The following is a 21,172-nucleotide window of genomic DNA, read 5'->3' as shown; positions in this document are numbered from 1 at the left end:
CTCTATTCAATGATCACGAGCGGTTCGCCGAATTCGACCGGCTGGCCGTCCTCGACGAGAATTTGCGTCACCGTGCCGGCGCGCGGCGACGGGATCTGGTTCATCGTCTTCATCGCTTCGATGATCAGCAGAGTCTGGCCGGCCGAAACCTTGGTGCCGACCTCGATGAACGGCTTGGCGCCGGGCTCAGGCGCCCAATAGGCGGTGCCGACCATCGGCGAGGGGACCACGCCCGGATGCTTGGCCAGGTCCACAGCCGCTGCGCTTCCCGCAGCGATGGCTGCCGCCGCAGCCGGCGCCGGCTGGAAGCTCGCCGGCATCGCCGCCGACACGCTGATGTTGCGCGCGACGCGCACCCGCAGCCCGGCGCGCTCGATCTCGATCTCGGTCAGGCTGGTCTCGTCCAGCAATAGCGCGAGTTCGCGAATGAGCGCGCTATCGTCGCTCTTTAGATTTTCGGCTGATTTGTCCGCTGATTTGTTGTCGGGCTGGCGGGCCATGCTCTTGATCCGGAATTCTCGATGTGGGTGACGGCTTAAGCGTCAGGTGTCGTTCGACGTCAGATGTTTGAGGTCAGTTTTTGAAGTCAGTCTTTGGCCTTGGCGCCGAGTTTGGCGGCCAGGCCTGATATTGCGAGCCGGTAGCCGTCGACGCCGAAGCCACAGAGCGACGCAAAGGCAGCCATGGCCGTGAAGGAGTGGTGACGGAAGCTCTCGCGGGCGTGGATGTTGCTGATGTGCACTTCCACCGTCGGGATTTTGACCGCGACCAGCGCATCGTGCAACGCGATCGAGGTGTGCGAATAACCGCCGGCATTGATGATGATGCCGGCCGCCTTCTTCGCATGCGCCTCATGGATGAAGTCGATCAGCTCGCCCTCGCGGTTGGACTGGCGGCAATCGGCCTTCAGGCCGAATTGTGCTGCCGTTTCGACGCAAAGCCTTTCGACGTCCTTGAGCGTCGCATGGCCATAGGTTTCCGGCTCGCGCGTCCCCAACATGTTGAGGTTCGGGCCGTTGAGCACATAAATCGTCGCGGCAGAGGCTTGGGCGCTTCCTTGGGCCATCCGGATTCCAGCAAAAAGGGGCAGGCAGGTCGCGGCGTTATAGGTAACAACGCGGCCAAGGGGAAGCCTTTAGGCCGTCCTGGGAGCCTTTCAAGGGCCTTACCCTGTTCATAAAAAGGCGGATATAACCCGCTGAATTTATTCATTAGCCAATGGAGTGAATCGATTGCCGGGTCTGGCGCGGCTTGGTCATGCCCTTGATAGGCGAAAAGGGCGGGCATTGCTGCCCGCCCTGGTCCTTGCGAAAGGCGCTGTTAGGCTTCCAGAATTGCCACGATCTCGTAGGTGTTCGGATCGATGATCACGATCTGCTCCTTGACGAGGATGTACTTATACCTGCGCCATTCCGGATAGATCGTCACCACGCGCTCTGGCAGCGTGTGGAAGGTCACGTCGCGGGGTACGCGGGTGCCGACCGAAATCGAGAAGTTCACGTTCGTCACCGGCTGAACGCGTGTCTCCTTGATCGCGGTGGTGATCTGCGTGCGCTGCTCGGTCGAGAGCTTGGCGCCCGCGCCGGCCTGGCCTGTCGTGGTCGTTTCGCCCGCGGCTCCGCCCTGCGTCTGGGTCTGCGTGCGGTCGCGGTCCTGCTGGCCTTGGACCTTCTGGTCACGCTGCATTTTCTGGTCACGCTGCATTTGGTCACGGCCCTCACGGCCCTGGGTCGTGGTCTGGTCACGGTCACGCTGGGTCGTGCCCTGCTCACGCTGCATCCCTTGGCCGGTCGTCTGGCCCTTGTCGCCCTTCATGGTGCCGCGGTCCTCTTTGCCCTCGGCCTTCATGCCTTTGTCGCCCTTCATGCGGTCTTCGCTGCGCTGGGCCTTTTCACCGCCCATCGACTTCTGCTCGGACTGCCCTTGGCCGGTGGTGCCGCCGGGTTCGCGCTGCATGGCACCGCCCCGCTCAGAAGATGCACCGCCCCGCTCAGAAGAAGGCGCGCCCTGCTGCGCCGCAGAACCGGCCCCTCCTGCCTCGCCGCGTCCCATGCCGGTGCCTTGAGCGTTCGCAAAGCCGGTTCCGGCGATCAGGGCCGCTGCCGCGACCGTCATCAGAAAGCGATTACTCATCGAATGTCTCCTCGCGTGTCTCATTGCCCGCGCCGACAACGAAAGGAATTAGCTGATGTTCCTGATACTTGGCGGTTCCGCCGACTTTGTTTTGTGAACGCGTGATGAACCGCTGCGCCGCATAATCGGCAACAAAAAAGCCGGCTGTCGAGCCGGCCTTTCACACCATGCACGAAGCGTCGCCTCAGCAGGTCGCCTTGCCGCAGCGGGCGTTGCTGATCTTTTCGCGTAGGGCCTCGACGCCGACCGCGCCGATCACGACCTGCTTGCCGATCACGTAGCTCGGCGTGCCGTTCATGCCCATGGCCTCGGCGAGCTTGAAGTTTTCCTCTAGCGTGCTGCGCACCTCCGGGCTGTTCAGATCCTTCTCCAGCTTCGCCATGTCGAGGCCGACTTCCTTGGCAACAGCCATCGCGCGTGCCTTGTCGGCGGCGCCGCGGCCTGTGAGAAGCTTCTGATGGAAGTCGAGATATTTCTTGCCGGTCGGATCCTGCATGCGCACGGCGACGCCGACCTGAGCGGCCTCGACCGAGCCCGCGCTCAGCACCGGAAACTCCTTGAGCACGACCTTGAGCTTCGGATCGCTCTTCATCAACTCCATCATGTCCAGCATCGCGCGCTTGCAATAGCCGCAATTGTAATCGAAGAACTCCACGAAGGTGACGTCGCCGTCCTTGTTGCCAACAGTAACGTTGCGCGGCGAGTTGAAGATCGCGTCCGCATGCTTGGCGACGCCGGCTTCGTGCTTGGCGACTTCGGCCGCGGCCTGACGCTTGCTGAGTTCGGTCATTGCCTCTTCGAGCACCTCGGGATGCGCGATCAGGTAATTGCGGATGATGGCCTCGATGTCGCCGCGCTGGGTATCGGTAAAACTCTGCGCGGAGGCGGACAGCGGCGCGCCGCAGAGCGCCAATGCGAACAGTGCGGGGATGAGAAGACGGAACGAGGGCATCGGTAAATCCTTATGCGGCGAGTTCCCGGGCAATTCTGCTGAAGGCCGGCTTCTCGAGAATATCTTGGTTCGGGTTGGCCAAATCCTTGATAGTGAAGTCCTTGATACCAAGTCCTTGATGATCAAGTCTTTGGCGACCAAGTCCGATTATAGCCGAATGCAGCTTAATTCTAGTTGCCCTTCTGGCCGGGCAACGGCTTGGTGTTCACGATGTCGTCAGCCTTGACCCATCCCGGCGTTCCGATCGCGAAGCGTGTTTTTGCCCGTGAGGCGAGATCGCGCGCGGTCTTGCTGTCGCCGCGCAGGTAGGCGGCCTGGGCCGACGCCAGATCGGCCTGGGCGTAATCTCCTTTTCGGCCATAGGCGATCGCAAGCTGCATATAGCCGATCGGCGCCTCGCTCTCGCGCGCTACCGCCGCGCGCAGGATGGCAATCGCCTCGTCGGTGTGGGCGTTGTTGCCGGTTGCCACGAGGGCCTGCCCAAGCATCATCTCGATGAGCGGCGCGTGGTTGGAGAGCGCTACGGCCTTGCGCAGCGGCGCGATCGCCTCCTGCGGCTTGCCGCCCTCCAGCAGCGCCTGGCCGCGCACCTCGTGGAAATACGGATTGTTGGGCTGCTGGTGAATCAGGGCGTCGATCTGCGCGAGCGCGCTGCGCAGGTCGCCGTGCCGATAGGTCGCGATCGCATGGGCGTAGCGCGCAGGCAGGCTGTTGTTGGACAACGGATAGCGCCGGTACACGGTATCCTGCCGCTCCATGAAGGCCGAGATCTTGGCGCGCACCATGTCGTGGCGTAGCTGCAGGGCAGGGTCGTCCTTTTTGTCCCAATAAGGACTCGACCGTGCCAGCTCTTCCAGCGCGGCGACGCGCTGGGCCGGCATCGGATGCGACTGAACGTAAGGGTCTGAGCCGCGCGCGGCGAACAGGCTCTCGTCGGTGAAGCGTTTGAAGGTCTCGTGCATGCCCTTGGCGGACTGGCCTGTGGCGGTCAGAAACTTGACGCCGGCCTTGTCGGCGTTCTCCTCCTGCTGACGTACATAGGAGAGCAGGTTGCGGCGGATAATTTCTCCCGGCGCGGAAAACATCGCCGCGCCGGCGTTGGCCAATCCGCTGTTGCTGCCGCCTTGCGCGCCCGCGACCATGGCGCCGGCGCCAAGCAGCATGGCGATGATCATCTGCGTCTGGGCCTGCGCCATCTGCTCGCGCATCTTGGCGAGATGGCCGCCGGAAAGATGGCCGGTTTCGTGCGCCATCACGCCGATGATCTGGTTCGGCGTCTCCGACTGCATGATCGCGCCGTAGTTCACGAAGATGCGTCGGCCGTCCGCAACGAAGGCGTTAAAGACGCCCTGGTTGATGATCACCATCTGGATATTTTGTTTTTCCAGACCGGCGGCGCGCAGGATCGGGCGCGTATATTCGCGCAGCAATTGTTCCGTCTCGGTGTCGCGCAGCACCGGTGGGCCCCTGTTCTCCTGCGCCGATGCGGCCATCGGCGCGACGGCAAGGGCGACCGCAGTCGTCAACGTGGTCAATTTCAGTGATTTCTTGCGTAGGGCGATGCGGAGCAGCATGAACAGTCTTTGGCGATTGGCGGTGCATCCGGATTTGCCCGGACGCCGGTTCGGTTTCCGATTAGATCAGAAACGGGTCCCAGTTTGTTGTTTCAACGCGTTTCTTCACCGAGCCGGTATCACTTCGCTTGAAAACGCTATAACAAGCCATCGAATACGGCCAGTCTGGGGCGCTTACCGGCTCGGGAACCCGAATTCGGATGGCGCCCGTGCAATAGCAGAGATCGATGCTGGAATCGACACTTAGAGACCGCGCGACAGCGCTGCTGACCCCCTCGGCGCGGAGCGACGTCCCGCCCTTCATGGTGATGGACGTGATGGCGGCCGCAGCCCGCATCGAGGCGGCCGGCGGCCACGTCATTCACATGGAAGTGGGGCAGCCGGCGGCGCCCGCACCCAGAACCGCGATCGCGGCCGCGCACGCGGCGCTCGATGAGGCGCGGATCGACTACACCTCCGCACTCGGCATGCCCACGCTGCGTGCCCGGATTGCCAGGCACTACCGCGACATTTACGGCTGCACGGTCGATACCGACCGCATCGTGATCACGACCGGCTCATCCGGTGGATTCATTCTGGCGTTCCTGTCGATGTTCGAGCCGGGGGATCGCGTGGCGGTCACGGTGCCGGGTTATCCACCCTACCGGCATATTCTGACCGCGCTCGGTTGCGAGCCGGTACTGATCGAGACCTCGAGCGCAACACGCCATGCGCTGACGGGAGAGGCGTTGCTGGCAGCGCACCGCAAGTCGCCGCTGAAGGGCGTGCTGGTCGGCAGCCCCGCCAATCCGACGGGAACGATGATGTCGCGCGAAGCGCTCACCGGCCTGATCAACGCGGCAGAAGGCGCGGGCATCCGCTTCATTTCCGACGAGATCTATCACGGGCTCGACTATGCGTTTCCGGCGGTGACGGCGGCGGAGCTTTCGCCGCATGCGCTCGTGATCAATTCGTTCTCGAAATATTTCTGCATGACCGGCTGGCGGGTCGGCTGGATGGTGGTGCCGGAGTCTCTGGTGCGGCCGATCGAGCGGTTGCAGCAGAACCTGTCGATCTCGGTGCCGACGCTGTCGCAGATCGCGGCCGAAGCGGCATTCGAAGGCCGCGAAGAGATGGAGGCGATCAAGCGCGGCTACCAGGAGAACCGTCGCATCCTGATCGAGGGATTGCCGAAGGCCGGTCTCGCCAAGTTCCTGCCGGCCGATGGCGCGTTCTACCTCTACGCCGATGTTTCGGATTTCACCTCCGACAGTTTCGAGTTTGCCGGCCGCATGTTGGAGAAGGCGCATGTGGCGGCGACGCCGGGCGTCGATTTCGATCCGATCCACGGCCGCAGCTTCATTCGCTTCTCATATGCGCGCTCGGCCGACGAGATGCGCGAAGCGGTGATGCGCATCGCGCGTTGGCTGCGATAATACCTCCAGCCTGTCATACATCTCATCCGCACCTATAACCAACCGGGAGCTATCCGTGTCCAGAACCATGACTGAAACCGTCGCGCCATCGCATTTCCCGCTCGCCGCGCTGCTATGGCCGCATCGCGCCGATGGATCATCGGGCCTGTTGCGCAGCGTGATCCTGGTTGCGCTGGGAACGGCGCTGCTGACCTTGTCGGCGAAGGTCAATTTGCCGTTGCCCTACGTGCCGATGACGCTGCAGACGCTTGTCGTCTTGGTGATCGGTGCAGCCTATGGCTGGCGGCTCGGCAGCGCTACCCTCGTAGCCTATCTGGCCGAGGGGGCGATCGGATTTCCGGTGTTCGCAGGCCCGGTCGGCGGCCTCGCGCCGTTCGTCGGTCCGACGGCCGGATATCTCTTTGGCTTCGTTGCAGCGGCCTTCGTGACGGGATGGTTGAGCGAGCGCGGCTGGGATCGATCGGTGCTCCGGCTATTCGTGGCGATGGCGTTCGGGCACATTCTCATTCTTGCCACCGGATTTGGTTGGCTTGCATTCGGCATGAAGCTCGGCGTCGAAAAGGCGTGGCTGGTCGGCATTGTGCCATTCATCGCAGCATCGCTGATCAAGAACGCGCTCGGCGCTGCTCTCGTGCCGGCGATCCGGCGGATTTTTGATCCGCGCGGTTAAGCCATCGCGTCAGACAACAAAAACCGCCCGGTTTTCGCCGGGCGGTTTTCTTTTTGGGTTCGATTCCTTACTCGCCGCTGCCGAAGCGCCGTGACCACCAGCCCGCCTTGCGTGGCGCGGCTTCGCCCGATGAGGCCGGCGCAGGTTCGGCTGGAGCGGGCGCGGGGTGCGCGACCGGCTCTGGCGCGTTCTGGCTGGCGGCGGGCGCCGGCTCAGTCGGAGCGCTGGTCAAGAAGCTGACTTTCTCGCGCACGGTCGAGCGCCGCCGCGCCGCGGCGCGCTCGGCCTCTTGCCTGGTTTCCTCAGCGGTTGGCGCCGGCGCACTCGCAACCGGCTCCGGCTGGGCATCGGCCGCAGGCTGCATCTCCGCCGGCGGCGAGACCGGTTCGGGTTGGGTGTCGGCCTGCACCAGTGATGGCGCGGGCTCGGACGAGGCGCCCTCGAAATCGGCAACCGCGCTGGTCGCCTCCGGAGCTGGGGGCGGCCCGAGTTCGTCTGCGATCGACCCGGCAAGACCATCTTCCAGTCCGGTACCACGCCGGCGGCGTCCGCCGCGACGGCCGCGGCGGCGCGGGCGCCGCTCGCCACTGGCAGGTAGATCGCCACGGACCGTGCCGGCCTGTTCGTCGCCTTCGTCCTCGTCGGCTTCGCCGTCCTCGGCGATCGCGCCTTCGATGGTCTCGCTTGCGACGCGCATCGCGTCAGCGTCCTCGCGCGGGGCACCACCACCTTCACGCGGCTCGCCACGGCCGCGCCGGCGCCGGCGCCGCTTGCGGCGGTGACCGTCTCCTTCGCCTTCACCCGCCGCTGCCTCGGCGGCATCGTCGGTCAGCCCCTCGGTCTCCTCGGTTTCGATCTCGGATTCGGTCTCGATGTCGAACGCCTCGTCGTCGTCATAGGCTTCCTCGACCTGCGGCGGGAAGGCGGCAGCCTGCGCTGCCAGCAACGCCTTGGCGGCTTCCAGCGTGTGGACCTGCTCGCCACGGTCGATGACGTATGATTGCTGGCCGCTCACGGTGGCGTCGGCGACGACGGCGAGCGTAACCTTGAAGGCGTTTTCGAGATCGCGCAGGTGGCCGCGCTTGTGGTTGAGTACATAGAGCGCCACGTCGGTGCGGGTGCGCACCACCAGATTGTGGGTCGCGCCCTTCATCAGGATTTCCTCGATGCCGCGCAGCAATTGCAGCGCGACCGAGGAGACCGAGCGCACATGGCCGCTGCCGCCGCATTGCGGGCAGGGCTCGGTCGAGCTTTCCAGCACGCTGGCACGGATGCGCTGGCGCGACATTTCCAGAAGACCGAAATGCGAGATGCGTCCGACCTGGATGCGCGCGCGATCCTGCCGTAGGCAGTCGGAGAGCTTGCGCTCGACCGCGCGGTTGTTGCGCTTCTCGTCCATGTCGATGAAGTCGATGACGATCAGGCCGGCGAGATCGCGCAGACGCAACTGCCGCGCCACTTCCTCGGCCGCCTCGAGATTGGTCTTGAGCGCGGTGTCCTCGATGTGATGTTCGCGGGTCGAACGGCCGGAGTTGACGTCGATCGAAACCAGCGCCTCGGTCTGGTTGATGACGATGTAGCCGCCGGAGCGTAGCTGCACGGTCGGCGAGAACATCGCGTCGAGCTGGCTCTCCACCCCCATCCGCGAGAACAGCGGCTGGCCATCGCGATACTGCTTCACGGCCCGCACGTTCGAGGGCATCAGCATCTTCATGAAGTCGCGCGCTTCCTGGTATCCGGACTCGCCGGCGACCTGGATCTCGTCGATTTCCTTGTTGTAGAGGTCGCGCAGCGAGCGCTTGATCAGCGAGCCTTCCTCATAGACGAGGGTGGGGGCCTGCGACTTCAGCGTCATATCACGCACGGTCTCCCACATCCGGATCAGATATTCGAAGTCGCGCTTGATCTCGGGCTTGGTCCGCGAGGCGCCGGCGGTGCGCAGGATGATCCCCATGCCCTCGGGCACGTCGAGGTCCTGCACCACTTCCTTCAGCCGCGAACGGTCCTGGGCCGAGGTGATCTTGCGGCTGATGCCGCCGCCGCGGGCGGTGTTGGGCATCAGCACGGCATAGCGGCCGGCCAGCGAGAGGTAGGTCGTCAGCGCCGCGCCCTTGTTGCCGCGCTCTTCCTTGACGACCTGCACCAGCATCACTTGGCGGCGCTTGATGACTTCCTGAATCTTGTACTGGCGGCGTGGCCGGAACGGGCGCTCGGGAACTTCCTCCAGCACGTCGTCGCCACCGACGGATTCGACGACTTCCTCTTCGGCGTCCTCGCCATCGTCCTCATCGTCATGGCCGTCGTCGGCTTCCAGAGCCGCGGCGGGTTCATCGGGAGGCGGAGTATAATCGCCGACGTGCTCGACGTGCGGCACGTCGTCGGCATGGGCGGCGTTTTCCTGCGCGCGCTCCTCGTCATGACGGTCGTCATGGCCGTTCTCGGCCTGCACCTCGGCGGCTTCGACCGGAGCAGGGGCATCGGATTGCACCTCCGCGACCGGCGCGTCGCTCGCGGCGCGCGCCTGTTCGGGCTCGTCGTGATCCTGTGCGGGGCGGTCGCCATCATGCGTCCGCTCGTCACCATGCGCCTCATGGTCGTGCGCATCACGATCGTGAGGAGCCGCTTCGGCGTGATGTTCGGCGTCATGCGCCGGCGTATCACCGGCCTGCATGGCCTCAGGCTCGTGCGGATGTTCTTGAAAATCCTGATCTTGAAAAGCTTCTTGGCGCTCATAGGGCTGGGCGGCCTGCGAGGGATCCTCACTGGTACCCTCGACCAGGTCACTCTGGACGCGGTCGCCATGGCCGCGGCGGCGCGCATTGCGGTGGCGCGAGCGGCGGCGGTGGCTGGAGCGGTTCTCGCTCTCTTCCTCGGCCTCGCGATGGGCACGCTCGTCGGCCTCGATCAGCGCCTGACGGTCGGCGACCGGGATCTGGTAGTAGTCCGGATGAATTTCGCTGAACGCCAGGAAGCCATGGCGGTTGCCGCCATATTCGATGAACGCCGCCTGCAGCGATGGCTCTACGCGCGTGACCTTAGCGAGATAGATATTGCCGCGGAGCTGCTTGCGTTGGGCGGTCTCGAAATCAAATTCTTCGACGCGGTTGCCGCGGACCACAACGACCCGGGTCTCTTCCGGGTGGGTGGCGTCGATCAACATCTTGTTGGGCATTTTGGAACTCTTGACGGGGGCGGGCGCGGTGCATGGCGCGCGCAAATTGCGCGGCCCGGTGACGCGACGGTCCACCTGATTCGGGGGTGAGGGGAAGGCCAAAACGCACTTCTTGGCGCCGCGCCGAACGGGGGCCCACCAGAGCGATGTGACGCGCGAAGCTTCCGCCTCGCGTCGGCGCGATCGTTCCGTGGATCTTGGTCGGCAACACAGTCTGGCGCATCAAGCGTCGGCCCATCTGAACATGTTGGCGGAAAGGGATACCGCCGCATTTATCGCTGAAGGCCCGGTTCGGCGCCTAAACGCCCGCCGGCCATCGCATATCGGACCGTTCGGGTCCGGATAATCAGTTTTGCCGTGTCTTAAACCGCCCCTGGAAAAAGGACCTGGGACCGGACGCCGCTCGGGCTCGAAACCGCCGCCTCCGTGTCAGCCGCGCGCGGCGCTGGCTGTGGAGGGATCGGGAAAGACGCAGGTTCCTCCGGGCTTCGAAGGTTCCGGCGCTGCACCGGGAGGCTGAACGCGACACAACCGGGAGTATTAGCCGTCAGCACCTCGTACATACGTGGATCAGGGGCTCCGTGCAAGGGAAGCGCAAGGGAACCCGCCGCCGGGCGTCGCTGCATGGCAACACATGCTGTTTTTTCGGTGGTTAAGCGTTAAGGTTCGATTAACCCTGCGGTTCTAATGCGGTAAGGGAAGGCTCCTCCGGAGGCACCGAATCGTTGGCGAGCCGCGCAAATCACCTCGTTTTGCTGGGATGTGGGCTATTGTGCACCGCAGCATTGCTGTGCACCCAGATGATTGGCTCCTGCGCGGCCCAAGGGGGAGCTTCCCAACCACCGGCTTCTGTCGCCGCCGTTCCCGGCCCGAAGGCCGTATCGAATTTCCCGATCGTGTCTGATGCCCGGCTGGCTGGCGATGCCAGGCAGACCCGCTTCATCCTCGATCTGGACAAGCCGGTGCAGTTTCGCGCGTTCGCGCTGGCGGACCCCTATCGCGTGGTCGTCGATTTTCCCCAGATCACCTTCAATCTTCCCGCCGGGATCGGCGCCGGAGGACGGGGGCTGGTCAAGGCGTTCCGTTACGGTCTCGTCATGCCAGGCGGATCACGGATCGTGTTCGACCTGACGGGGCCGGCCAAGATCGCCAAATCCTACATACTGGAAGCGGCCAACGGCCAACCGCCGCGGCTGGTGATCGAATTCGAACAGATGGATCGCACCGCCTTTGTCCAGTCGCTGCCGCCGGAAAGCCGCCCCGAACTGCGGCCCGCGATCGCCGAGGCCAACGCCGCCCAACCGGATTCGTCAATCGCCCAGCCGCCGCAAGCGCCCGACAAGCGGCCGGTGGTCGTGATCGATCCCGGTCATGGCGGTGTCGACAACGGTACCCAGGCCGGCGGCGGCGATATCATGGAAAAGAACTTGGTGCTGACCTTCGGCCTGGCGCTGCGCGATCGGATCGAGAAATCGGGCAAGTATCGCGTCGTCATGACCCGGACGGACGACACGTTCATACCGCTTGCCGACCGCGTGAAGGTCGCGCGCAACGAGGCGGCGGCACTGTTCGTCTCGATCCATGCCGACGCTTTGCCGCGCGGCGAGGGCGATGCCCATGGCGCCACCATCTACACGCTTTCCGATAAGGCCTCCGACTCCGAGGCCGAGCGCCTGGCCGATACCGAAAATAAGTCGGACGCGATTGGCGGCGTAAGCCTCGTCGACGAGCCGACCGAAGTCGCCGACATCCTGATCGACCTGGTGCAGCGGGAGACCAAAACCTTTTCAAACCGGTTTGCACGGACGCTGATGAGTGAAATGAAGAATACCGTGCGGATGCACAAGCATCCGTTGAAGTCGGCCGGTTTCCGGGTTCTGAAGGCCCCGGACGTGCCGTCGGTGCTGGTCGAACTCGGCTATGTCTCGAACAAGGGCGACCTCGAGCTTCTGGTATCGGAAAACTGGCGGAACAAGACGGTCGGCGCGATGGCGCAGGCAATTGATACTTTTCTGGCCAAACGGCTGGCAACTGCCGGACCGGCCAAGTGAAAAGCCCGTTACGCGTGGCGTAAGGGTGGATTGAAAAGGGGGCGTCCGAAGGACCAAGCCCTAGTTTGGCCACAGCGGCAACGGTATAGAAAACGGACTGCTGGTCTTTGGAATCGGTCAATATTGTCCGCCGGACCTTTTATTGTTCGACCGCGTAACGGCAACCCGTCCGGCGGGATTGCCGTATCAGGATAGGCGCTGCGGATGACGGCGCGCAGGGTTGGAACGGAACTTCGATAATGCGCTTGCTGGTCCGGTTTTTGGGTTTCCTGTTTGCGGCCGGCACCGTGGTGTTCCTGGTCGGCGTGGCAGGCGTCGCGGGCGCGATCTGGCATTTCTCCAAGGACTTGCCCGACTATTCGCAGCTTCAGGATTACGAGCCGCCAGTGATGACGCGCGTGCACGCGTCTGACGGTGCGCTGCTCGGTGAATATTCCAAGGAGCGCCGGCTCTATCTGCCGATTCAGGCGGTGCCAAAACTCGTCATCAACGCGTTCCTCGCGGCCGAAGACAAGAATTTTTACGAGCATGGCGGCATCGACTTCACCGGCATGGCGCGCGCGGCCGTGCTCTATGCGCAGAATTTCGGCTCCAACAAGCGTCCGCAGGGCGCGTCGACGATCACCCAGCAGGTCGCAAAAAACTTCCTCCTGACCAACGAGGTCTCCTTCACCCGCAAGATCAAGGAAGCCTTGCTGGCGATGCGCATTGAGCGCGCCTACTCCAAGGACCGTATCCTCGAGCTCTATCTCAATGAAATCTATCTCGGCCTCGGCGCCTACGGCATCGCGGCGGCGTCGCTGGTCTATTTCGACAAATCGGTGAACGAGCTCACCGTCGCAGAAGCCTCCTATCTGGCGGCGCTGCCGAAAGCGCCCGCGGCGCTGCACCCTGTGCGTAACCGCGATCGCGCGGTGGAGCGGCGCAATTACGTGATCGACCGCCTCGTGGAAAACGGCTGGATTAAGCAGGCCGACGCCGAAAAGTCCCGCAAGGAACAGCTCAACGTCACCAGCCGCGGCAACGGCGCGCATATCTTCGCCGGCGAATATTTCGCCGAGGAAGTCCGGCGCGACATCTTCGAGCGTTACGGCGAAAAGAAGTTGTACGAAGGCGGCCTGTCGGTCCGCGCCACGCTCGATCCGAAAATGCAGGTGATGGCGCGCAAGACCATGGTCGCCGGTCTGGTCCGGTATGACGAAGCCAGCGGCTGGCGCGGCGCGCCCTCCAAACTCGATATTTCCGGCGACTGGGGCGTGAAACTCGCCGACGTCAAATCGCTCTCTGATATCTCGCCCTGGCGTATGGCCGTGGTGCTGGAGACATCGGACCAGTCGGCGCGGATCGGTTTCCAACCGGGCCGCGAACTCGGTGGCGCCGTCAGCAAGCAGCGGCAGACCGGCATCATCACGCTCGACGGCGTGCGCTGGGCCAAGGCTGCATCCGGGCCCGCCAAGGGCAGGACACCGAGTTCCGTGGCGCAGGTGTTGTCGCCGGGCGACGTGATCTATGCCGACCCGCTGTTCGACAAGGAGGGCAAGCCGGTCGAGGGTCAATACCGGCTGCGCCAGTTGCCGGAAGTGTCCGGCGCGTTGGTCGCGATGGATCCGTGGACCGGCCGCGTGCTGGCGATGGTAGGCGGCTTCTCGTTCGACCAGAGCCAGTTCAACCGCGCGACGCAAGCCTATCGACAGCCGGGTTCGTCGTTCAAACCGCTGGTCTACTCGGCGGCAATGGACAACGGCTATACGCCGTCGACCGTCGTGGTCGATGCGCCCATCGAGATCGACCAGGGGCAGGGCGCCGGCGTGTGGCGCCCGGAGAACTATTCGTCCGGCAAATACGGCGGACCGACGACGCTGCGCAACGCGCTGCGGCAATCGCTGAATACGGTGACCGTGCGGCTCGCGCAGGACATCGGCATGCCCTTGATCGGCGAATATTCGCGGCGCTTCGGCGTCTATGACGAACTGCCGAATTACCTGTCCTATGCGCTCGGCGCGGGTGAAACCACGGTCATGCGGATGGTCACGGCCTATTCCATGTTCGCCAATGGCGGCCGCCGCGTGAAGCCGACTCTGATCGACCGTATCCAGGACCGCTACGGCCGCACGATCTTCAAGCATGACGCCCGCGAATGCCGCGGCTGTGACGCGCCCGGTGGCTGGAAGAATCAGGCCGAGCCGCAACTGGTGGATCGCCGCGAACAAGTGCTGGATCCGATGACGGCCTACCAGATCACCTCGATGATGGAATATGTCGTGCAGGCCGGCACTGCGACGGTGGTCAAGGAAGTCGGCAAGCCCATTGCCGGCAAGACCGGCACCACCAACGATGAAAAAGACGCGTGGTTCATCGGCTTTTCGCCGGATCTCGTGGTCGGCATCTATGTCGGCTTCGACAAGCCGCGCAATCTCGGCCGCGGTATGACCGGCGGTCATCTCGCCGCGCCGATTGCCAAGGATTTCCTCAAGCTCGCGCTCGCCGACAAGCCGGCGGTCCCGTTCAAGGTGCCCGCGGGCATCAAGCTGGTTCGCGTCGATGCCAAGAGCGGCATGCGCGTCGGTCCGGGCGAGGGCGGCCGCACCATCCTCGAAGCGTTCAAGCCGGGTACCGCGCCGCCGGACAACTACTCGGTTATCGGCGTTGCCGACATGGACGGCCGGGCGCCGCAGGGATACCCGCAAGGCTACCAGCCTGATAATGCGGGCAACATCATGCGGCCCGGCACCGGCGGGCTTTATTGATCCCGCACGAATCGTCGGCAATCTCAAGATGTACCCTTGGACATTGCGTGATACACGCGTCTGGACCCGGGTGGGTCCCGATGGTTGGTATCGCGGCAGAGCGAAAATGCCCGAGGTCGAGATAGGCGTCGGAGGATAGCGCAAAGCCTTCGCACGAGGGCAAACGCCGGCTGTTACGGCGCAAGGGTTGGAATGGAATTTCGGTAATGCGCTTGCTGGTGCGGTTTGTGGGTTTTCTGTTTACTGCTGGCACCGTGGTGTTTCTGGTCGGTGTCGCAGGCGTTGCAGGCGCAATCTGGCATTTCTCCAGGGACTTGCCCGACTATTCGCAGCTTCAAGATTACGAGCCACCGGTGATGACGCGCATCCATGCGTCGGACGGCGCGCTGCTCGGCGAATACGCCAAGGAACGGCGTCTCTATTTGCCGATCCAGGCGATGCCTAAACTCGTCACCAACGCTTTCCTCGCGGCAGAGGACAAGAATTTCTACGAGCATGGCGGCATGGACTTCACCGGCATGGCGCGCGCGGCCGTGGCGTATGTGCAGAACTTCGGCTCCAACAAGCGTCCGCAGGGCGCGTCGACGATCACCCAGCAGGTCGCGAAGAACTTTCTTCTGACCAACGAGGTCTCCTTCACCCGCAAGATCAAGGAAGCCCTGCTGGCGATGCGCATCGAGCGGGCGTATTCGAAGGATCGCATCCTCGAGCTCTATCTCAACGAAATCTATCTCGGTCTCGGCGCCTACGGCATCGCGGCGGCGTCGCTGGTCTATTTCGACAAATCGGTGAATGAGCTGACGGTTGCGGAAGCGGCGTATCTTGCAGCGCTCCCGAAGGCACCCGGCACGTTGCATCCGGTGCGCAACCGCGACCGGTCGATCGAGCGGCGCAACTATGTGATCGATCGCCTCTTGGAAAACGGCTGGATCAAGCAGGCCGACGCCGACAAGGCCCGCAAGGAGCCGCTGGTCGTGGCCAGCCGGTCCAACGCCGCGCATACTTTTGCCGGCGAATATTTTGCTGAGGAAGTCCGGCGCGACATCTTCGAGCGCTACGGCGAAAAGAAACTCTATGAAGGCGGCCTTTCGGTCCGCGCCACGCTCGATCCGAAGCTGCAGGTGATGGCCCGCAAAGCGATGGCCGCGGGCCTCGTGAACTTCGACGAGGCCCAGGGGTGGCGCGGACCTGTGAGCAAGCTCGACATCTCCGGCGACTGGGGCGTGAAACTCGCCGACGTCAAATCGCTCTCTGACATCTCGCCCTGGCGGATGGCCGTGGTGCTGGAGACATCAGATCAGTCGGCGCGGATCGGTTTCCAGCCCGGCCGCGAACTGGGGGGCGCGATTTCCAAGGACCGGCAAACCGGCCTCATCACGCCGGAAGGTATCAGATGGACGAGACCGACCTCCGGTTCGGCGCGCGGCAAGACGCAGGCCTCGATCGCGCAAATTTTGTCGCCGGGCGACGTGATCTATGCCGACCCGCTGTTCGACAAGGAGGGCAAGCCGGTCGAAGGCCAGTATCGCCTGCGGCAATTGCCTGAAGTGTCCGGCGCCATGGTCGCGATGGATCCGTGGACCGGGCGCGTACTCGCGATGGTGGGTGGCTTCTCGTTCGACCAAAGCCAGTTCAATCGCGCGACGCAGGCCTATCGGCAGCCGGGGTCGACGTTCAAGCCGCTGGTCTATTCGGCGGCGATGGACAATGGGTACACGCCATCGACCATCATGGTCGACGGGCCGATCGAAATCGATCAGGGGCCGGGCGTCGGCGTCTGGCGTCCCGAGAATTTTTCGGTTGGCAGCTACCGGGGTCCCATTACGCTCCGTGAAGCCCTCAAATGGTCGGTCAATACCGTGACGGTGCGGTTGGCGCAGGACGTTGGCATGCCCTTGATCGGCGAATATGCCAAACGTTTCGGCGTCTATGATGAATTGCCGAACTATCTTTCCTATTCGCTCGGCGCCGGTGAAACCACGGTGATGCGGATGGTCACGGCCTATTCGATGCTCGCCAATGGCGGCCGTCGCGTGAAGCCGACCTTGATCGACCGCATCCAGGACCGTTATGGCCGCACCATCTTCAAGCATGACGCGCGCGAGTGCCGCGGCTGCGATGCGCCCGGCGGCTGGAAAAACCAACCCGAGCCGCAACTGGTGGATCGCCGCGAGTTGGTCCTCGATCCGATGACGGCCTACCAGATCACCTCGATGATGGAAGGGGTGGTGCAGGGCGGCACTGCATCGGTGCTGCGGCAGGTGGGCAAGCCGATCGCGGGCAAAACCGGCACCACCTCTGACGGAAAAGACGTCTGGTTCATCGGCTTTTCGCCTGATCTCGTCGTCGGTCTCTATCTTGGCTATGACAAGCCGCGCAGCCTGGGCAGAGCCGCGCAAGGCGGCCATACCGCAGCCCCGATCGTCAAGGATTTCATGAAGCTCGCGCTCGCCGACAAGCCGGCGACCCCGTTCAAGGTGCCGCCCGGCATCAGGCTGGTGCGCGTCGACGCCAAGAGCGGCATGCGCCCCAATCCGGGCGAGGGCGGCCGCACCATCCTGGAAGCGTTCAAGCCGGGCACCGCGCCGCCGGACAACTACGCCGTTGTCGGCGTGGTCGACGACGGAGGGGTGCCGATGCAGCCGGGAATCCCGCCTGACGCCACCAATGTCATGCGCCCCGGCGGGCTGTATTAGAGCGTTTTGCAGCGAAGTGGACACCGGTTCGCGTCAAGAAAACGCGTCAAAACAAAAACCTAGAGCCCGGTTCTGATTCAATCAGAACCGAAAAGGCTCTAGCCCGCCGGCATCAAACAAAACCCGAATTCACCGGCCTGAGCCGATTGCGCTTTGCGGCGTACGCCGCTACATCCGGCCCGTTGAACATCTATCCGGTAGCGGTTCCATCCGCAGACAGAAGAGACCATGCGCGCCGAAGTCGAACGCCTTGTTGAAGAGATCAAGCAGTCAGTCGGGCTGCTGAGGAGGCATCTTTGACGTCGAGAAATCGACGGCACGGCTCGCCGAGCTGAACAAGCTCGCCGAAGATCCCAACCTCTGGAACGATCCCCAGAAAGCCCAGAAGCTAATGCAGGAGCGCACCTCGCTGGTGGATGCGCTCGAGGGCATCGGCAAGGTCGAGCGCGAGCTCGACGACAATGTCGAGATGATCGCGCTCGGCGAGGCCGAGAACGATGAAGGCGTGGTGGTCGAGGCCGAGAACGCGCTAAAAGCCTTGAAGAAGGAGGTCGCCCGCCGCGAGCTGGAAGCGCTGCTGTCCGGCGAGGCCGACAAGTTCGATTCCTATCTCGAAGTGCATGCGGGTGCCGGCGGCACCGAAAGCCAGGACTGGGCCGCGATGCTCTTGCGCATGTATACGCGCTGGGCCGAAAACCACGGCTTCAAGATCGAATATCTTGAAGAGTCCCAGGGCGAAGAAGCCGGCATCAAATCGGCCACGATCCAGATCAGTGGCCACAATGCCTATGGCTGGCTGAAGACGGAGGCCGGCGTGCATCGCCTGGTGCGGATTTCGCCGTTCGATTCCAACGCACGCCGGCATACCTCGTTCTCGTCGGTGCAGATTTTCCCGGTGATCGACGACTCCATCAAGATCGAGATCAAGGAATCCGATGTGCGCACCGATACCATGCGCTCCGGCGGTGCCGGCGGCCAGCACGTCAACAAGACCGAGTCGGCGGTACGCCTGACGCATATTCCGACCGGCATTGCCGTGGTCTGCCAGGCCGGCCGTTCGCAGCACAAGAACCGCGCCCAGGCGTGGGACATGCTGCGCGCGCGGCTCTATGAAATCGAACTGAAGAAGCGCGAAGAGCAAGCCGCCGCCGATCAGGCCGCCAAGACCGATATCGGCTGGGGCCACCAGATCCGCTCCTACGTCCTGCAGCCCTACCAGATGGTGAAGGACCTGCGCACCGGCGTGCAGACCTCGGATACGTCGGGCGTGCTCGACGGCGACCTCGATGAGTTCATGGCGGCGACGCTGGCGCAGCGCGCGTTCGGCACCGCGCCAGGCCAGGTCGAGGACGTGGACTAGCCGGTGGCAAAGGTCGGCTTCATCGGGCTCGGCCATGGTCGCCGACGACGAGGCGTCGCGAGCCGTCTGGCTGGGCAAAGGCCCAGATGCCCGACGGCGATGAAGGCAAGATGATCGAGATCGTCTCGCGGCCGAAATAGCCGCTGCACAATCGTCTTCGGGAATCGGGTGGCAAAGTCCAGCGCGACTTAATAGACCCGGCTGTCTTCTCGATTTGAACCGCCATGGCCGCCAACGACAACCGGATCGACGCCCGCGACTGGTCGCTGCTTGGCCTGCTCTCGATCCTGTGGGGCGGGTCGTTCTTCTTCAATGGCGTGGTGCTACGCGAGCTGCCGCCGTTCACGCTCGTGCTGTTGCGCGTGCTGCTGGCCGCCATGATCCTGCTGCCGGCGCTTTGCGCGCAGCGACTGCCGTTTCCGAAAGGGTGGATGGGCTGGAGGCCGTTCTTCCTCGTCGCCTTGTTCAACAATGTGCTGCCGTTCTCGCTGATCGTCACCGGACAGATGTACATCCCGAGCGGGCTGGCTTCGATCCTCAACGCCACCACGCCGCTGTTCACGGTGGCGGTGATGGCGGCGGCGGGCGAAGAAAAGCTCATCATCAGGCGTGTGGCCGGCGTGATCACAGGCCTTGTCGGCGTCGTGATCCTTCGCGGCAGCGGAGTGGGCTTTGCCAGCGGGCAGGGGCTCGGCGTCCTGCTGTGTCTCGCGGCGGCGCTGAGCTACGGCATCTCCGCGCTGATAGCGCGGCGCGCGTTGTCAGATTCGCCGCCGCTTTCCACCGCCACGTTTCAATTAATGGCCTCGAGCCTGATGATGACTGTCGTGGCCGGCATTTTCGAGCGTCCCTGGCAATTGCCAATGCCTGATACGGTGACATGGTTCGCGGTGCTTGGTCTTGCCGGCTTGTCCACGGCGCTGGCCTATATCGTTTTCTTCCAGGTGCTGCGGCGCTCCGGCGCCACCAACGTCATGCTGGTGACGCTGCTTGTGCCGGTCACAGCTATCCTGCTCGGCTCGCTCGTGCTCGGCGAGCAGATTTCGCCTCGTGAAATCGCGGGCGCACTGGTGATCGGCAGCGCGCTGCTGTTGATCGACGGCCGCGTGCTGAAGTTTCTCGAACGTTTATTTGGCTTCCCCAGGCGGCGCGAGCCAACTTGACATTTGCCTATATAGCAATACGATTTGCCATATAAGCAAACCGGAGGGTCAGCGTGGTTTCGGCAGAAGCCGGCCGGCGCGCCCGCGAGGCGGCGCGCCTTGCCGCAATTGGAGCCGTCATTCGCAGGGCCCGTTCGGCGCGCGGCCTGACGCTCGATGAACTCGCCGGAATGGTCGGTCTGTCAGTGACATTTCTCTCGCGGATCGAGCGCGGACTCATCGCGTGTTCGATCGGCAATCTCTTGGAAATTGCCGGCGTCCTTCAGTTGCCGCCAGCCGAATTGTTTGCCGACATCGAAGGAGAGGACCGGACGCGCGCGTATCGCGTGGTGCGGTCAATCGATGCCGTTCCTTCGAAGAGCGCTGACGCAAACTATGCCTGGCGCAAACTCGCTTCAGGCGTGGGCGAGCAGCGGCTGGAAACTTTCCTGCTCGAATTGTCGGCAAAACCGCGAAAGCCGACGCTGGTCGCGCATCCCGGCGAAGAAATGTGCTTCGTCCTCGAAGGCAGTGTCGAATTTCAGGTGGGCGACGAAACCATCGCGCTGGAGTGCGGCGATTCGATTCATTTGCGCTCAGACGTACCGCATATGGCGTGGGCGCGGGAGTCGGGCAGTGCGCGCCTTCTCATGGTGACATCAATCGAAAATCAGTCGGCCATCGCGGTTGAGTGGTGGAGCAATATTGCGGGCAGGAAAAGCGAACGAGAAAGCACAGCAAAAGGGAGAGCAAAATGAGTGCTGTCAGCAAGGAGATTCCCGATACGGCGGCCGCAAATGCGGAATTGACGACCGCGCGCGAAGCGTCGCGAAAGGATCACAAACCCTACGAGACGCGTCATTTCGACGAAGTCGAATGGGAGACGATCCGGTGGCCGGGCGAGACAGGCAAAATGCTTTTTCATCCGCGACCGGAACGCCCGACCGAACCGAACGCGGGTATTCTGCGGCTTGAACCCGGCGCCTATCACCCCGAGCACTATCATGGCTTCGCACAGGTCTGGCATATCCTGAAAGGCGAGTTTTCAATCGACGGAACGCTGCATGGTCCGGGAACGGTGCTGTTCCATCCCGACCCGCACTTCGAGGGTGAATTCCGCACCGAAACGGGCGGCGAGATATTCATCGTCCAGTATCCCGGTCCGACGACCGGTGAGCGCCCGATCTATAGCGGCCGGTTCAACATGGCGGAACGCAAGGCGGTTGCGAGCGAACGCGTCGATCTCTGAACCGGCGGATC

At 63.4% G+C, this 21,172-nt stretch carries 15 protein-coding genes; 9 read left to right on the top strand and 6 right to left on the bottom strand.

Annotated features, from left to right (window positions below):
- Positions 1-2 precede the first annotated feature (2 nt).
- The 5 genes from accB to YUO_RS0105010 all read right to left on the bottom strand — a co-directional run bounded on the left by accB (position 3) and on the right by YUO_RS0105010 (position 4,659).
- Positions 3-500: an acetyl-CoA carboxylase biotin carboxyl carrier protein gene (gene accB, locus YUO_RS0105030; RefSeq protein WP_028346303.1), complete on the bottom strand. Its 498-nt coding sequence runs from the start codon at positions 498-500 to the stop codon at positions 3-5.
- 86 nt (positions 501-586) lie between these two features.
- A complete protein-coding gene (gene aroQ / locus YUO_RS0105025) occupies positions 587-1,066 on the bottom strand; it encodes a type II 3-dehydroquinate dehydratase (protein ID WP_028346302.1) in 480 nt (159 codons plus the stop codon).
- Between the two features lie 254 nt (positions 1,067-1,320).
- Positions 1,321-2,133, bottom strand: a complete 813-nt coding sequence (locus YUO_RS0105020) for a DUF1236 domain-containing protein (protein ID WP_028346301.1) — start codon at positions 2,131-2,133, stop codon at positions 1,321-1,323.
- 184 nt (positions 2,134-2,317) lie between these two features.
- Positions 2,318-3,085: a DsbA family protein gene (locus tag YUO_RS0105015; protein ID WP_028346300.1), complete on the bottom strand. Its 768-nt coding sequence runs from the start codon at positions 3,083-3,085 to the stop codon at positions 2,318-2,320.
- Positions 3,086-3,255: 170 nt separating this feature from the next.
- A complete protein-coding gene (locus YUO_RS0105010) occupies positions 3,256-4,659 on the bottom strand; it encodes a M48 family metalloprotease (RefSeq protein WP_028346299.1) in 1,404 nt (467 codons plus the stop codon).
- 227 nt (positions 4,660-4,886) lie between these two features.
- Here YUO_RS0105010 and YUO_RS0105005 point away from each other — a divergent pair, with 227 nt between their 5' ends.
- Both YUO_RS0105005 and YUO_RS0105000 read left to right on the top strand, forming a co-directional pair.
- Positions 4,887-6,074 (top strand): pyridoxal phosphate-dependent aminotransferase, encoded by a 1,188-nt coding sequence (locus tag YUO_RS0105005; protein ID WP_028346298.1) that lies wholly within the window; start codon positions 4,887-4,889, stop codon positions 6,072-6,074.
- A 67-nt stretch (positions 6,075-6,141) separates the two neighbouring features.
- Complete coding sequence (locus tag YUO_RS0105000) at positions 6,142-6,744, top strand: biotin transporter BioY (protein WP_051379223.1); 603 nt, start codon at positions 6,142-6,144, stop codon at positions 6,742-6,744.
- Between the two features lie 67 nt (positions 6,745-6,811).
- On the opposite strand, the gene YUO_RS0104995 is transcribed toward YUO_RS0105000, so the two are convergent.
- The gene (locus tag YUO_RS0104995) at positions 6,812-9,916 is read right to left on the bottom strand and encodes an Rne/Rng family ribonuclease (RefSeq protein WP_028346296.1); all 3,105 of its coding nucleotides are present in this window, start codon (positions 9,914-9,916) and stop codon (positions 6,812-6,814) included.
- A gap of 725 nt (positions 9,917-10,641) precedes the next feature.
- Here YUO_RS0104995 and YUO_RS0104990 point away from each other — a divergent pair.
- The 7 genes from YUO_RS0104990 (at position 10,642) to YUO_RS0104955 (ending at position 21,161) form a co-directional block, all read left to right on the top strand.
- Complete coding sequence (locus YUO_RS0104990) at positions 10,642-11,967, top strand: N-acetylmuramoyl-L-alanine amidase (RefSeq protein WP_028346295.1); 1,326 nt, start codon at positions 10,642-10,644, stop codon at positions 11,965-11,967.
- 239 nt (positions 11,968-12,206) lie between these two features.
- Positions 12,207-14,714: a penicillin-binding protein 1A gene (locus YUO_RS0104985; protein ID WP_028346294.1), complete on the top strand. Its 2,508-nt coding sequence runs from the start codon at positions 12,207-12,209 to the stop codon at positions 14,712-14,714.
- 206 nt (positions 14,715-14,920) lie between these two features.
- Positions 14,921-17,410, top strand: a complete 2,490-nt coding sequence (locus YUO_RS0104980) for a penicillin-binding protein 1A (RefSeq protein ID WP_028346293.1) — start codon at positions 14,921-14,923, stop codon at positions 17,408-17,410.
- A gap of 228 nt (positions 17,411-17,638) precedes the next feature.
- Positions 17,639-18,770, top strand: a protein-coding gene (gene prfB, locus YUO_RS0104975; RefSeq protein ID WP_156908478.1) for a peptide chain release factor 2 whose coding sequence is annotated in 2 segments (ribosomal slippage) — positions 17,639-17,707 and positions 17,709-18,770 — 1,131 coding nt in all. Because the reading frame shifts where the segments join, the coding sequence is not laid out codon by codon here.
- 224 nt (positions 18,771-18,994) lie between these two features.
- Positions 18,995-19,933 carry a DMT family transporter gene (locus YUO_RS0104965; RefSeq protein WP_028346291.1) on the top strand — a complete coding sequence of 313 codons (939 nt, stop codon included), beginning with the start codon at positions 18,995-18,997 and terminating at the stop codon, positions 19,931-19,933.
- Between the two features lie 53 nt (positions 19,934-19,986).
- Positions 19,987-20,670: a helix-turn-helix domain-containing protein gene (locus tag YUO_RS39765; RefSeq protein WP_051379222.1), complete on the top strand. Its 684-nt coding sequence runs from the start codon at positions 19,987-19,989 to the stop codon at positions 20,668-20,670.
- The gene (locus tag YUO_RS0104955; protein ID WP_198027968.1) at positions 20,667-21,161 is read left to right on the top strand and encodes a cupin domain-containing protein; all 495 of its coding nucleotides are present in this window, start codon (positions 20,667-20,669) and stop codon (positions 21,159-21,161) included. The genes YUO_RS39765 and YUO_RS0104955 overlap by 4 nt, the downstream gene beginning before the upstream one ends.
- The last annotated feature ends 11 nt before the right edge of the window (positions 21,162-21,172 follow it).

This window comes from Bradyrhizobium murdochi, assembly GCF_000472965.1.
Taxonomy (GTDB): Bacteria; Pseudomonadota; Alphaproteobacteria; order Rhizobiales; family Xanthobacteraceae; genus Bradyrhizobium; species Bradyrhizobium murdochi.
The sequence above is the reverse complement of the archived record's forward strand: the minus strand, read 5'-3'. Positions and strand labels throughout refer to the sequence as shown.